This is a genomic window from Burkholderia sp. KJ006, assembly GCF_000262695.1.
Taxonomy (GTDB): Bacteria; Pseudomonadota; Gammaproteobacteria; order Burkholderiales; family Burkholderiaceae; genus Burkholderia; species Burkholderia vietnamiensis.
This window is the reverse complement of the sequence record NC_017921.1, coordinates 1612706-1625139: the sequence shown is the minus strand read 5'-3', so window position 1 is coordinate 1625139 and position 12434 is coordinate 1612706. Positions and strand designations below refer to the sequence as shown.

The 12434-nt window shown below is 69.3% G+C and carries 14 protein-coding genes; 10 read left to right on the top strand and 4 right to left on the bottom strand.

The annotated features are described in order from the left end of the window. Positions 1 to 154: 154 nt before the first annotated feature. Positions 155 to 502 (bottom strand): DUF3564 family protein, encoded by a 348-nt coding sequence (locus MYA_RS21245; RefSeq protein ID WP_041494147.1) that lies wholly within the window; start codon positions 500 to 502, stop codon positions 155 to 157. 562 nt (positions 503 to 1064) lie between these two features. Here MYA_RS21245 and MYA_RS21240 point away from each other — a divergent pair. Continuing rightward, entirely contained in the window at positions 1065 to 2270 is a 1206-nt protein-coding gene (locus MYA_RS21240) for an SDR family oxidoreductase (RefSeq protein ID WP_014724990.1), read from the top strand. Between the two features lie 82 nt (positions 2271 to 2352). Here MYA_RS21240 and hpaR read toward each other — a convergent pair whose 3' ends face one another. Next, positions 2353 to 2793, bottom strand: a complete 441-nt coding sequence (gene hpaR, locus MYA_RS21235) for a homoprotocatechuate degradation operon regulator HpaR (RefSeq protein WP_011882085.1) — start codon at positions 2791 to 2793, stop codon at positions 2353 to 2355. Between the two features lie 152 nt (positions 2794 to 2945). On the opposite strand from hpaR, the gene MYA_RS21230 reads away from it, so the two are divergent. The 7 genes from MYA_RS21230 to hpaI are packed head-to-tail and all read left to right on the top strand — an operon-like array spanning position 2946 to position 8846. Further along, positions 2946 to 3632 (top strand): fumarylacetoacetate hydrolase family protein, encoded by a 687-nt coding sequence (locus MYA_RS21230; RefSeq protein ID WP_014724988.1) that lies wholly within the window; start codon positions 2946 to 2948, stop codon positions 3630 to 3632. Continuing rightward, a complete protein-coding gene (locus MYA_RS21225; protein WP_041494146.1) occupies positions 3629 to 4393 on the top strand; it encodes a fumarylacetoacetate hydrolase family protein in 765 nt (254 codons plus the stop codon). The genes MYA_RS21230 and MYA_RS21225 overlap by 4 nt, the downstream gene beginning before the upstream one ends. A 22-nt stretch (positions 4394 to 4415) precedes the next feature. Continuing rightward, positions 4416 to 5879, top strand: coding sequence for a 5-carboxymethyl-2-hydroxymuconate semialdehyde dehydrogenase (gene hpaE, locus MYA_RS21220; protein ID WP_014724987.1), 1464 nt, complete (start codon positions 4416 to 4418; stop codon positions 5877 to 5879). A 51-nt stretch (positions 5880 to 5930) separates the two neighbouring features. Beyond that, positions 5931 to 6779 (top strand): 3,4-dihydroxyphenylacetate 2,3-dioxygenase, encoded by an 849-nt coding sequence (hpaD, locus tag MYA_RS21215; RefSeq protein ID WP_011882089.1) that lies wholly within the window; start codon positions 5931 to 5933, stop codon positions 6777 to 6779. Between the two features lie 29 nt (positions 6780 to 6808). Continuing rightward, positions 6809 to 7201 (top strand): 5-carboxymethyl-2-hydroxymuconate Delta-isomerase, encoded by a 393-nt coding sequence (locus tag MYA_RS21210; protein ID WP_014724986.1) that lies wholly within the window; start codon positions 6809 to 6811, stop codon positions 7199 to 7201. A 20-nt stretch (positions 7202 to 7221) separates the two neighbouring features. Beyond that, the gene (hpaH, locus tag MYA_RS21205) at positions 7222 to 8025 is read left to right on the top strand and encodes a 2-oxo-hept-4-ene-1,7-dioate hydratase (RefSeq protein ID WP_014724985.1); all 804 of its coding nucleotides are present in this window, start codon (positions 7222 to 7224) and stop codon (positions 8023 to 8025) included. Positions 8026 to 8039: 14 nt separating this feature from the next. Next, a complete protein-coding gene (gene hpaI / locus MYA_RS21200) occupies positions 8040 to 8846 on the top strand; it encodes a 4-hydroxy-2-oxoheptanedioate aldolase (RefSeq protein ID WP_041494145.1) in 807 nt (268 codons plus the stop codon). 91 nt (positions 8847 to 8937) lie between these two features. Here the strand turns inward: hpaI and MYA_RS21195 are convergent, their stop codons facing one another. Continuing rightward, positions 8938 to 9735 (bottom strand): AraC family transcriptional regulator, encoded by a 798-nt coding sequence (locus MYA_RS21195; protein WP_011882093.1) that lies wholly within the window; start codon positions 9733 to 9735, stop codon positions 8938 to 8940. 96 nt (positions 9736 to 9831) lie between these two features. Between MYA_RS21195 and MYA_RS21190 the strand changes: the two genes are divergently transcribed. Both MYA_RS21190 and MYA_RS21185 read left to right on the top strand, forming a co-directional pair. Continuing rightward, positions 9832 to 10083 (top strand): hypothetical protein, encoded by a 252-nt coding sequence (locus MYA_RS21190; RefSeq protein WP_014724983.1) that lies wholly within the window; start codon positions 9832 to 9834, stop codon positions 10081 to 10083. A gap of 43 nt (positions 10084 to 10126) precedes the next feature. Beyond that, positions 10127 to 11089, top strand: coding sequence for a quinone oxidoreductase family protein (locus tag MYA_RS21185; protein ID WP_014724982.1), 963 nt, complete (start codon positions 10127 to 10129; stop codon positions 11087 to 11089). A 115-nt stretch (positions 11090 to 11204) separates the two neighbouring features. Here the strand turns inward: MYA_RS21185 and MYA_RS21180 are convergent, their stop codons facing one another. Then, positions 11205 to 12296: a porin gene (locus MYA_RS21180; RefSeq protein WP_014724980.1), complete on the bottom strand. Its 1092-nt coding sequence runs from the start codon at positions 12294 to 12296 to the stop codon at positions 11205 to 11207. Between the last annotated feature and the right edge of the window lie 138 nt (positions 12297 to 12434).

Here is a 12434-nt window from a genome sequence, read left to right as displayed (position 1 = left end):
AGCTGGGCGGATTTACCCGTCCCCGATTAGTTTTCTCGCGCCAAAAGAAAAAGCGCCTCGTCGAGAGGCGCCTTATTGATGAATATCGAAATTAATATCGCGTATCGCGAAATGGGAATATCCCTAAAACCGCAGACGATTGCCGTCAAAAAAACTAACGCGCGACGGAAATAAATTCCTCGTATTCCGGCTCCGCGGTGGAACGATCGACCGCCTGCAGCCGCCAGGCTCCGTCGGGATGCTCGCCGGCGAGCACCGCAGGGCCATGATCGCGCTGCATCGCGCTGAACGACAGGCCCTTCAGCTGACATACGGCGTTGCCGCTGTCCGCCGCGCACAGTGCCATCGCGCCTTCGACGTTGCGGACCTTGCCCCAGCTCGGAAGATCGATCCCCTGGTGTGCCTCGCGCGACCACAGCCCTTCCTCCGTGTCCACCCACAGCACTGCGTAAGCGTGGCGGGTTGCCGAGTCGCTGCCATTAATACGAATAGTGAGGCGCATTGGATCCTCTCCTGAAGAAAATCACACGTTCGACCGTTTTGGTTTGACCAGTCTAGATAGACTGTGGTGAAACGCAAGTGATAATCCTCAATAAATCGAATTGCGTGCATTCGTATACGCCATGAAACGACGTCTGACGATCGGCCGAGATCCGAATCTCGCCGGCAAAGACCCGCCGTAGCGCGATCCGTGCGTCGCGGCGGCAAATCGAGTGGCTCCGGACATGCGACGACTCGGATCGACCGGCGTCGAAGTGTCGCGCCGGCGCCGTCACGACATACCCCGACATACGCATACAAATCCTCACACTTTCACGAAACTTTCAGGACAGACATCCGGACGATCGGGCCCCACACTGCCGGTTTCCGATCCTCTGTCGCGGACGCCCCTCCGTGGCGTCCCACGGCCTTCCACGCCGAGACGCGTTCGACGCATATCCCTGCGGCAGCGCAACGGGATCGGGAGCCCCGGGACCCATGCCAGTCCCGGCCGGCCGGGCGCGAGGCGCATTCCGTGAACCGGGGCCGCGCGGCGCCGCGCCGATTTTTCGAAGGAGACTATCGTGCTGATCTGGAAAACCGCGCTATCGCTCAACTGGCGCACGAGCCTCGTCTCGCCCGCCAGCGCACCGGTCGCGGCGGCCAACGTCGGACGGCTGGTGCTGACCGGCGCGACCGGCTTCATCGGCAGCAGCGTGCTGACGGCGCTCGTCAACGCCGGGTTGCTCGAACGCATCGTCTGCGTGGTGCGCGCGGACGACCGCGGCCACGCGCTCGCGCGGCTGCGCGAAGCCGCGCTGCGCGCGGGGCTCGCGCCGTACTGGGCGTCGCGTCTGAGCGACGCGAACGTCGCGCTCGGCGCACTCGGCGACGTGTGGCAGCGCGCCGACGCGCCGCGTCTGGCCGGCGCGACGCACGTGATCCATTGTGCGGGCCATGCGTCGCCGGCCGGCGGCGCGCATCTGCAGGCCGACCTCGCCGATTCGGTCGGCTTCGCCGCGCGCTTCGCGGATGCGCCGCAGCTGCAGCGTTTCGTCCACATCGGCACCGCCTACGCGCATGCGGGCCGCGGCGGCCTCGTGCATGAGGAGTCGCGCAGCGCGGGCGAAGCCGCGCAGGCCGCCCACGCGCTGCCCGGCGCGGTGCTCGCCGCCGACTACCTGCGCGCGAAGGCGGAAACCGAGCAGCGGCTGCGCGGGCTCGGGTTGCCGCTGGTGGTCGTGCGGCCGTCGCACGTCGTCGGCCATACGGTGCTGGGCACGCGGCCCGCGCCGAATTCGTTCTGGACCTTCCGCGTCGCGCATGCGGCGCGCCGCTTCACGGCGCGGCCGATGACGCGCATCGACATCGTGTCGGTCGACGACGTCGCGCGCGCGACGATGCTGCTCGCCGTGAAGCCGACGCTGATGCACGACGTGTACCACGTGTCGGCCGGTGACGAGGCGCCGCAGGTCGCGCAGATCGTGCGCGCAATGGACGAGGCGGCCGGCATGACGGCCGCGCCGCGCTACGCGGCCTGTGCGCCGGCCGAGTTGCCGCTGGTGGTGCGCGACGTGCTGGGGCGGCGCGATGCGGCGCTGGAGCGCGTGATCGGCCGCGCGTTGCAGCGCTGCGCGGAGTTCGCGACGGTCGATCGCGTGTTCGACAACAGCCGCGTGCGCGACGAGATCGATTTCGAGCCGCTGCCGTTCGTCGATTACGTCGAGGAATGCATGCGCACGTCGCGCGGTGTCGCGGTAACCGAACTGGTGCGCGGCACGCCGCACTGATCGTTCGCGCCGTTCGCGCGCTTCGCTCGGGCCGCGCCAGCGGCCCGTCGCGGATCGGCCGCGGCGCGCCGCCCGGCGTGCGTCACGGCGCGTTGCCGAGTTCGATCAGCCGGTCGAGTGCGCGATAGATGTCGTCGAGGCCGTCCGCGCCGAACCGTGCTTCGAGCAGACGATACTGCTCGTCGATGCGCGGCCCGATTTCCGATACCAGCTTCCTGCTTTGCGGCGTCAGGCTCACCAGCAGCCGGCGCTGATCCTCCTGCGCGCGCGTGCGCGTGATCAGGCCGTCGCGCTCCATCCGCTCCAGCACGCCGGTCAGGCTCGGACTCAGGATGCAGCAGCGCCGCGCGATCTGTCCCGCCTCGAGCGCGTGCGCCGGTTCGCCGTCGAGCACGCGGACGATCCGCCATTGCTGTTCGGTCAGCGCGAATTCCTTGAGAATCGGGCGGAACATGCCCATCAGCGTCTCGCGTGCCTCGAGCAGCAGCATGGCCAGGTTGCGATGGTCTAGCGTACGGTTCATCGGCGTGGAGAGTGGGCGGGTACGCGGCAATCTTAACAGCGGCCGGAGATGAATTTCGCGTATCAGGGTAATCGAGGTTGTGGGCCGTCCATGCCGTACTTAAGATATTAATTATCGACGATGCGCCGCGACGCGCGGCAGGGGAACGACGCATGGAGCTGTCTTGCAGGACCGCCGGGGCGCCGCTGCCGGTCGCGATCGGCACCGTGTACGGCGCGCTGCTGAACCAGCGCAGCGCGCTCGACGCGCTCGGCGACGCCGTTCATGCGCCGCCCTATGGCCGGCCGCCGCAGGCGCCGGTTCTATACATCAAGCCGGCCAATACGCACGCATGCGACGGCGCGGCGGTCGTCGTGCCGGCCGGCGTCGAGGCGCTGGAAATCGGCGCGTCGGTGGCCGTCGTGTTCTCGCGGCGCGCGACGCGCGTGCCGGCCGAGCATGCGTTCGATTACCTGCACGGCTTCACGCTCGCGAGCGACGTGTCGATTCCGCATCCCGACTATTACCGGCCCGCGGTGCGCTTCAAGTGCCGCGACGGCTTTTGCCCGCTGGGCCCGGCGATCGTGCCGGCGCACGCGCTCGCCGATGCCGACGCGATCGCGCTGAGCGTGAAGATCGACGGTGCCACGGCCGCCGCCGCCTCGACCGCCACGCTGATTCGCCCGGTGCGCGAACTGATCGCCGACGTGACGGCCTTCATGTCGTTCGACGCGGGCGACGTGCTGCTGCTCGGCGTCGCGGGCGGTGCGCCGCATGCGCGCGCGGGCAGCGCGATCGAGATCGCCGCGGCCGGCCTCGGCACGTTGCGGCATACGCTGATCGCGGAGCCTGCGCAATGAAGACCGCACGCGTGATCTACAACGGCGCCGTGCATGCGGCCGAGCCGGCCGACGACGGCGCGATCCGGCTCGATACCGGCCGCGTGCTCGCCGAAGCAGCCGTGACGTGGCTGCCGCCCGTCGTGCCGCGCACGACCTTCGCACTCGGGCTCAATTATGCGGACCACGCGAAGGAACTCGTGTTCGACGCGCCGAGCGAGCCGCTGATCTTCCTGAAAGGACCGAACACGTTCATCGGCCATCGCGCGCACACGGTGCGCCCGACGGACGCGACGCACATGCACTACGAGTGCGAGCTGGCCGTCGTGATCGGCCGGCCCGCGCGCCGCGTGAGCCGCGCGCAGGCCATCGACTGCGTCGCCGGCTACACGGTGGCGAACGACTACGCGATCCGCGACTACCTCGAAAACTATTACCGCCCGAACCTGCGCGTGAAGAACCGCGACACCTGCACGCCGCTCGGGCCGTGGCTCGTGAGCCGCGACGAGATCGGCGATGCCGGCGACCTCACGCTGCGCACGACGGTCAACGGCGTGGAGACGCAGCGCGGCAGCACGCGCGACATGATCTTCGACGTGCCGGCGCTGATCGAGCACATCAGCGGCTTCATGACGCTGTCGCCGGGCGACCTGATTCTCACCGGCACGCCGCAAGGGCTCGCGGACACCCAGCCCGGCGACGAAGTGGTGACCGAAATCGAACGGGTCGGCCGGCTGGTGAACACGATCGTCGGCGAAGCGGACTACTATCGCGCCGGCTGAGCCGGTCGCGCGAGGAGCACTGATGACCATCAAGCACTGGATCGACGGCCGCGAAGTCGCGAGCCGCGACACCTTCACGACGCTGAACCCGGCAACCGGCGACGTGATCGCCGACGTCGCGTCGGGCGGCGACGCCGAAGTCGATGCGGCGGTGCGCGCGGCGAAGGCGGCGTTTCCGAAGTGGGCGAACACGCCGGCCCGGGAGCGCGCGAAGCTGATGTGCAGGCTCGCTGAATTGATCGAGAAGCACGTGCCGATGCTCGCGGCGCTCGAGACGCAGGACACCGGCCTGCCGATCGCCCAGACGAGCAAGCAGCTGATTCCGCGCGCGGCCGAGAACTTCAACTTCTTCGCGCAGGTGTGCGTGCAGATGAACGGCCGCACGTATCCGGTCGACGATCAGATGCTCAACTACACGCTGTACCAGCCGGTCGGCGTGTGCGCGCTGGTGTCGCCGTGGAACGTGCCGTTCATGACCGCGACGTGGAAGACGGCGCCATGTCTCGCGCTCGGCAACACCGCCGTGCTGAAGATGTCGGAGCTGGCGCCGCTGACCGCCGACCAGCTCGGGCGTCTCGCGCTCGAAGCCGGCATTCCGCCGGGCGTGCTGAACGTCGTGCACGGCTACGGCGCGACCGCCGGCGACGCATTGGTGCGCCATCCGGACGTGCGCGCGGTGTCGTTCACCGGCGGCACGGTCACCGGCAAGCGCATCATGGAGCGCGCGGGCCTGAAGAAGTATTCGATGGAGCTCGGCGGCAAGTCGCCGGTGCTGATCTTCGACGATGCCGATTTCGACCGCGCGCTCGACGCGTCGCTGTTCACGATCTTCTCGATCAACGGCGAGCGCTGCACGGCCGGCTCGCGCATCTTCGTGCAGCGCACGATCTACGACCGCTTCGTGCAGGCGTTCGCGCAGCGCGCGAACCGGCTGGTGGTGGGCGACCCGGCCGATCCGGCGACGCAGCTCGGCGCGATGATCACGCGCCAGCACTGGGAGAAGGTGACCGGCTATATCCGCCTCGGCGAGCAGGAGGGCGCGCGCGTCGTCGCGGGCGGCGCGCAAGCGCCGGCGGGCCTCGCCGCCCATCTGCGCAACGGCAACTTCGTGCGGCCGACCGTGTTCGCCGACGTCGACAACCGGATGCGCATCGCGCAGGAGGAGATCTTCGGGCCGGTCGCGTGCCTGATTCCGTTCGACGACGAGGACGACGGGTTGCGGCTCGCCAACGAGACCAGCTACGGCCTGGCGTCCTACCTCTGGACCCAGGACGTCGGCAAGGTGCATCGGCTCGCGCGCGGGATCGAGGCCGGGATGGTGTTCGTCAACAGTCAGAACGTGCGCGACCTGCGCCAGCCGTTCGGCGGCGTGAAGGAGTCGGGCACCGGCCGCGAGGGCGGCGAGTACAGCTTCGAGGTGTTCGCCGAGATCAAGAACGTCTGCATCTCGATGGGCTCGCATCACATTCCGCGCTGGGGCGTGTGACCGGCCGCCGCGCGCGCTTCGGTTCGCCGCGCCAGAACAGGAGACTTCACGATGGGCAAACTGTCCCTCGCCGCGAAGGTCACGCACGTGCCGTCGATGTACCTGTCCGAGTTGCCGGGCCGGCATCACGGCTGTCGCGACGCGGCGATTCGCGGCCACCGGCTGATCGGCGAGCGCTGCCGCGCGCTCGGCGTCGACACGATCGTCGTGGCGGACGTGCACTGGCTCGTCAACGCCGGCTATCACGTGAACTGCAACGCGCGATTCGCCGGCACGTACACCAGCAACGAGTTGCCGCATTTCATCCGCGACATGCAGTACGCGTATCCGGGCAACCCGGCACTCGGCCGCCTGATCGCGCAGACGGCCAGCGCGCGCGGCATCGCGACGCGCGCGCACGAGATCGACAGCCTCGAGCTCGAATACGGAACGCTCGTGCCGATGCGCTACATGAACGCCGACCAGCACTTCAAGGTCGTGTCGATCGCCGGCTGGTGCATGTGGCACACGCTCGACGAGAGCCGGCGCTTCGGCGAGGCGCTGCTCGAAGCGATCGGCAACAGCGATTCGAACGTCGCGTTCCTCGCGAGCGGTTCGCTGTCGCATCGCTTCAACGACAACGGCAGCCCCGAGGAATCGATCCACACGATCAGCCGCGAATTCTTCCGGCAGGTCGATCTGCGCGTGATCGAGCTGTGGAAGCAGGGCGACTTCAGCACGTTCTGCGCGATGCTGCCCGAATACAACGTCCATTGTCACGGCGAAGGCGGCATGCACGACACGGCGATGCTGCTCGGCCTGCTCGGCTGGGACCGCTACGACCGGCCGGTCGAGATCGTCACCGACTACTTCGCGAGCTCGGGCACCGGGCAGATCAACGCGATCTTCCCGCTCGACTGAGCGCCGCATTTTCCATCAGGAGCATTGCCATGCCACACATCGTCGTCGAATACACCGCGAACATCCGCGACGACGCGCACGTTCCCGCGCTGCTGCGCACCATCAACGCGACGCTGATCGCGCAGGGCGGCGTGTTTCCGACGGGCGGCATCCGCTCGCGCGCGATCGAGCTGCACGACTACTGCGTCGCCGACGGCACGCACGACGACGCGTTCGTGCACGTGACGCTGAAGATCGCCGCGGGACGCAGCGACGCCACCAAAAAGGCCGCGTGCGATGCGCTGTTCGCAGCGATCACCGCGCACTTCGCGCCGTTGTACGCGACGCGCTACCTTGCGCTGTCTATGGAGCTGATCGAGTTCAGCGAAACCGGCTCGTACAAGCAAAACAACATCCACGCCCGCTATCAGCGGGCCGGTTGAACCCCGCTCCCGAACCGACCATGCTCGAACCCGCCCTCATCGACCAGCTCGCGCGGCGTTTGCACGACGCCGAGCGCGAGCGCAAGCAGATTCGCCAGATTTCGCTCGACCATCCGGACATCACGATCGACGACGCGTACGCGATCCAGCGCGCGTGGGTGGCGCTCAAGCTCGGCGAAGGCCGCACGCTGAAGGGCCACAAGATCGGCCTCACGTCGAAGGCGATGCAGAGCGCTTCGCAGATCGACGAACCCGATTACGGCGCGCTGCTCGACGACATGTTCTTCGACGACGGCGGCACGATCCCGACCGGCCGCTTCATCGTGCCGCGCGTCGAGGTCGAGCTCGCGTTCGTGCTCGGCAAGCGGCTCGGCGGCCCGCGCTGCACGATCTTCGACGTGTACGACGCGGTCGATTACGTGGTGCCGGCGCTCGAGATCATCGACGCGCGCAGCCAGTCGATCGATCCCGCGACGCAGCGGCCGCGCAAGGTGTTCGACACGATCGCCGACAACGCCGCGAACGCGGGCGTCGTGATCGGCGGCCGGCCGGTGCGGCCGCACGACCTCGACCTGCGCTGGGTCGCGGCGATCATGTCGCGCAACGGCGCGGTCGAGGAGACGGGCGTCGCGGCCGGCGTGCTGAATCATCCGGCCAACGGCGTCGCGTGGCTCGCGAACCGGCTGGCGCGTTTCGACGTCGCGCTGGAGCCCGGCCAGATCGTGCTCGGCGGATCGTTTACGCGGCCCTGCGCGGCGCGGCCGGGCGACACGTTCAGCGTCGATTACGGCCCGCTCGGCACGATCCAGTGCCACTTCGCGTGACGGGAGGGCAGGCGATGCAGATGCCGTCGAATGGCTTCAAGGCTGCGCTCGCCCGCGGCGATGCGCAGATCGGGCTGTGGCTCGGCCTCGCGAATCCGTACAGCGCGGAAGTGGTTGCGGGCGCCGGTTTCGACTGGCTGCTGATCGACGGCGAACATGCGCCGAACACGGTGCCGACCATCCTCGCGCAGTTGCAGGCGATCGCGCCGTATCCGTCGCATCCGGTCGTGCGCGTGCCGTCGAACGATCCGGTGATCGTCAAGCAGGTGCTCGATCTCGGCGCGCAGACGCTGCTCGTGCCGATGGTGCAGAGCGCCGACGAAGCGCGCGCGGCGGTGGCGGCGACGCGTTATCCGCCGCACGGGATGCGCGGCGTCGGCAGCGCGCTCGCCCGCGCGTCGCGCTGGAACCGGATCGGCGACTATCTGCAGCGGGCGAACGACGCGATGGCGGTGCTGGTGCAGGTCGAGACGCGCGCCGGGCTCGATGCGATCGACGCGATCGCGCGGGTGGACGGCGTCGACGGCGTATTCATCGGCCCGGCCGATCTGGCCGCCGATCTCGGGCATCTGGGCAATCCCGCGCATCCGGACGTGCAGGCGGCGATCGACGGCGCGCTCGCGGCGATCAAGCGCGCCGGCAAAGCGCCGGGGATTCTCAGCGCCGATGCGGCGGCCGCGCGGCGCTATCTGCGCGCGGGCGCGTCGTTCGTCGCGGTGGGCGTCGATACGACGCTGCTCGCGCGCAGCGCGGAACGGCTGGCCGCGCAGTTCAGGAACACGGGCGGCGGCGCTTCGACGAACGGCGACGCAACGTATTGACGATGCGGGCGGTGGCGCGGTGGGGCGATGGAGCGTCGAGCCGCCGCGCGCCGGCATTCGGGAACCCGCGCCGGATCGCGACGCCCGCGCGCTATGCAGCGCCGCGCACTGCGCTGCCCGCGACCGGATATTTTCCCGGCGTGGTGCCGGTCGCGCGGCGGAACATGTCGATGAAGGCGCTCACGTTGTCGTACCCGAGATCGAGCGCGATCGTCGTCACCGGCGCGCCGTCGGCGATTTTCTCGAGCGCGCGCAGCAGCCGCGCCTGCTGACGCCATTGCGCGAACGTGAGCCCCGTTTCGGCCACGAAGCGGCGGCTCATCGTCCGCGCGCCGATGCCGGCCCATTCGGCCCATTCCTCGAGGCGCCTGTTGTCCGCGAGATTGGCGGCCAGCGCGTCGGTAATGCGCGCGAGCCGCGGCTCCTGCGGCCGGATCAGGCCGAGCGATTCCGCCGGCGCCGCGGCGATCTCGTCGAGGATCACGTCGGCGATGCGGGTCTGCGCCGCGTCGAGCGCCGCGCCGTCCCAGCTCGCCGCACGCTGCACGGCCTCGCGCAACAGCGGCGTGGTGCGGATCGCGCGCGGCGCGGCGGGCAGCGACGCGCATCGCGCGGGCGCGATGAACGCCGACCAGCCGGCGATCGGACCGAACGAGTGCAGCGAATGCCGGAAGTGCGGCGGAATCCACACCGCATGGATCGCGGGGACGACCCATTGCTGATCGTCGAGGCCGATCGACACCAGCCCGCTCAGCGTGCCGACGAGCTGGCCGCGCGCGTGCGCATGCGATGGCGTCACGCGCGGGTCGCGCTGCGTGAGCAGCGCGGCGGCGACGAACGGGCCGTCGTCGGACGCGATCAGATGAGCAGGAAGCAAGGGATCGGGCATGGCCGGATTTCAGTATCGAATGGCTTTTATACCGGAGATTGGCCGGCGCTGCACGCGTACATTGGGCGCATCGACAACCCAAGGGAGTGCTGCACGATGCGAGCCGAACAGGTCCTTCCCGACCATGCCGACCAGATCGACGCGTGCGGAACGACGATCCGCAAGGGCACGGTCGCGGCGTTTCTGATCAATGCGCGCGTGCTGGCCGACCCGCATGCGGAGCCGGCCGAGCGCGCGCGTGCGGAAGCGGACACGATCGCCGCGTTGCCGGCGTTGCGCGCGCTCGGCCTGTTCGACGTGCTGGAGGTGCGCGACGCCGCGCTGCGCGCGTGGCTCGCCGCCCGATGACCGGCGCGCCACCTTGGCCGCCATCCCGATTCAAGGAGTGAACATGAAAGCTGCAGTCGTCACGGGCGCCGGCGAGTGTCCGGTGTATATGGAGTTCGACGCGCCGCGCGCGCTGCCCGGCCATCGGCTGGTGGACGTGGCGGCATCTGCGCTGAGCCGCCTCGCGCAGGGGCGGGCGGCGGGCACGCATTATTCGTCGAGCGGTCGCTATCCGTTCGTCGTCGGCGTCGATGGCGTCGGACGCACGGACGACGGCCGGCGCGTGTACTTCTTCGGCGCGCCCGCTCCGTTCGGCGCGATGGCCGAACGCACGATCGTGCCCGACGACCGCTGGGTGCCGCTGCCGGACGATCTCGACGACGTCTCGGCGGCGGCGCTCGCGATCCCCGGCATGTCGTCGTGGGCCGCGCTGACCGAACGCGCGCGGCTTGCCGCCGGCGAGACGGTGCTCGTGAACGGCGCGACCGGCACCTCGGGCCGGCTGGCCGTGCGGATCGCGAAGTATCTGGGCGCCGCGAAGGTGATCGCGACCGGGCGCGATCCGGCTGCGCTCGATGCGCTGCTGGACGCCGGCGCGGATGCGGTCGTGTCGCTGCGGCAGGACGACGCCGAGCTCGTGCGCGCGCTGGAGCCGCACTTTCGCGCCGGCGTGGACGTCTTGCTCGACTATCTGTGGGGCGGCAGCGCCCGCGCGGCGCTCGTCGCCGCGGCGAATGCGACGGACGAAGGGCGCCGGCTGCGTTTCGTGCAGATCGGCTCGATCGGCGGCGCCGACGTCTCGCTGCCGGGCGCCGTGCTGCGCGCGACGGCGATCGAGCTGATGGGCAGCGGCCTGGGCAGCGTGCCGATGCCGCGTCTGCTCGCGGCGATCCGCGGCGTGTTCGACGCGGCCGCGCCGGCGGCGCTGTCGATCGACACGCGCACCGTGCCGCTTGCCGCGGTCGGCGAGCATTGGGCCGATACGGACAGCCGGACGCGCACGGTGTTCGTGATGCGCGATCGATAAAGCGGGTGCACAGCGTGCATCGAACGCGCCCCGGCCGTCCAGTGCTCGCATCGGCATCGGCATCGGCGCCCGCGGCGCGTCTCGCCTTCGCGCCGCGCCGCGGGCCGGATCCGCGTCAGAAGCGCTGCTGAATCCCCGCCGTCACGCCGACCTGCGTCGTCCCGTATCCGGCGACATCGCGCGACACGCCGACCTTCTCGCCATGCTGCGCGATCGCGAACGCGCCGGCCGCATACAGCACCGTGCGCTTCGACAGCGCGTAGTTCGCGCGCACCGACACCAGCGTCGGATCGGCGTCGCTGCCGCCCTTGATGTTCTGGTGATAGACGGCGGCGATCATCGAGAACGTCGGCGTGAACTGGTACGTGCCGCCGACCCACATCATGTCGCTCAACTGGTTCGCGGCGCGCGTGTGGTAGGTGCGGCGGTAGTTGCGATAGCCGGCCATCGTTTTCAGGCTGCCGAAGTCGTAGCTGACGCCCGCGTGTATGCCCTGAACGTAGTTGACGGTATCGGCCGGCGTGACGCTGTCGGCCGCGCCGTTCTGCCGGTCGAACGTGACGACCGCCGCGAACGGGCCGGCCTCGTAGCCGAGCGCGAAGTCGTACTTCGAACTGGTCTTCACGCTGCCCGGCACGTTGCCGAAGCCGTACAGCGCGCCGAACCGGAAGCCGCCGAATTCGCCGTCGTAGCGCACGGCGTTCGACGCGCGCGTGAACAGCCCGTCCTTGCGCGCGCCCGTCGCCATCGACGACGTCGCCCACGAGTAGTTCTGCGCGTAGCCCATCGGGTCGAACGGCAGCATGTAGTCGTAGGTGACGGTGAAGTTGCGCCCGAGCGATACCTCGCCCCATTTGCCTTTCAGGCCGACGGTCGCGCGGCGCGCGAAGATCGCGTCGGGGCCGTCGTCCGACGCGCCGTTCGCGAGGTCGATCCCGCTTTCGAGGCGGAACACGGCCTTCAGCCCGCCGCCGAGATCCTCGACGCCGCGCAGGCCCCAGCGCGACGTGTTCTTGTTGCCCGACTTGAGCTTGAACGAATCGCCGCCGTCCGGCGCCGCGTGATTCGCGTATTCGATGCCGGCGTCCATGATCCCGTACAGCGTGACCGACGACTGCGCGTGCACGGCGCCGGCCGCGACGCCGACCGCGAGGGCCGGCACGCTCACGCGGGCGGTGCGGGCGAAACGTTGAACGCATGACTTCATTGACGGTGTCTCCTGGTTCGTTATGGGTTCGGTGAAACGGATGCGCGGCGCGCAGCGGCACGCGGCGCACGCCGGGGAGCGCGCGCCGCATGCGGGTTGAAACGGGGTGGAGCGGGGTGGAACGGGTGGGGGATGCGG

What these genes read in the sequence shown, in the direction of transcription:
- MYA_RS21245 (WP_041494147.1), bottom strand. Translation starts at nt 502, where the DNA reads ATGCGCCTCACTATTCGTATTAATGGCAGCGACTCGGCAACCCGCCAC.
- hpaR (WP_011882085.1), bottom strand. Translation starts at nt 2,793, where the DNA reads ATGAACCGTACGCTAGACCATCGCAACCTGGCCATGCTGCTGCTCGAG.
- MYA_RS21230 (WP_014724988.1), top strand. Translation starts at nt 2,946, where the DNA reads ATGGAGCTGTCTTGCAGGACCGCCGGGGCGCCGCTGCCGGTCGCGATC.
- MYA_RS21225 (WP_041494146.1), top strand. Translation starts at nt 3,629, where the DNA reads ATGAAGACCGCACGCGTGATCTACAACGGCGCCGTGCATGCGGCCGAG.
- hpaE (WP_014724987.1), top strand. Translation starts at nt 4,416, where the DNA reads ATGACCATCAAGCACTGGATCGACGGCCGCGAAGTCGCGAGCCGCGAC.
- hpaD (WP_011882089.1), top strand. Translation starts at nt 5,931, where the DNA reads ATGGGCAAACTGTCCCTCGCCGCGAAGGTCACGCACGTGCCGTCGATG.
- MYA_RS21210 (WP_014724986.1), top strand. Translation starts at nt 6,809, where the DNA reads ATGCCACACATCGTCGTCGAATACACCGCGAACATCCGCGACGACGCG.
- hpaH (WP_014724985.1), top strand. Translation starts at nt 7,222, where the DNA reads ATGCTCGAACCCGCCCTCATCGACCAGCTCGCGCGGCGTTTGCACGAC.
- hpaI (WP_041494145.1), top strand. Translation starts at nt 8,040, where the DNA reads ATGCAGATGCCGTCGAATGGCTTCAAGGCTGCGCTCGCCCGCGGCGAT.
- MYA_RS21195 (WP_011882093.1), bottom strand. Translation starts at nt 9,735, where the DNA reads ATGCCCGATCCCTTGCTTCCTGCTCATCTGATCGCGTCCGACGACGGC.
- MYA_RS21190 (WP_014724983.1), top strand. Translation starts at nt 9,832, where the DNA reads ATGCGAGCCGAACAGGTCCTTCCCGACCATGCCGACCAGATCGACGCG.
- MYA_RS21185 (WP_014724982.1), top strand. Translation starts at nt 10,127, where the DNA reads ATGAAAGCTGCAGTCGTCACGGGCGCCGGCGAGTGTCCGGTGTATATG.
- MYA_RS21180 (WP_014724980.1), bottom strand. Translation starts at nt 12,296, where the DNA reads ATGAAGTCATGCGTTCAACGTTTCGCCCGCACCGCCCGCGTGAGCGTG.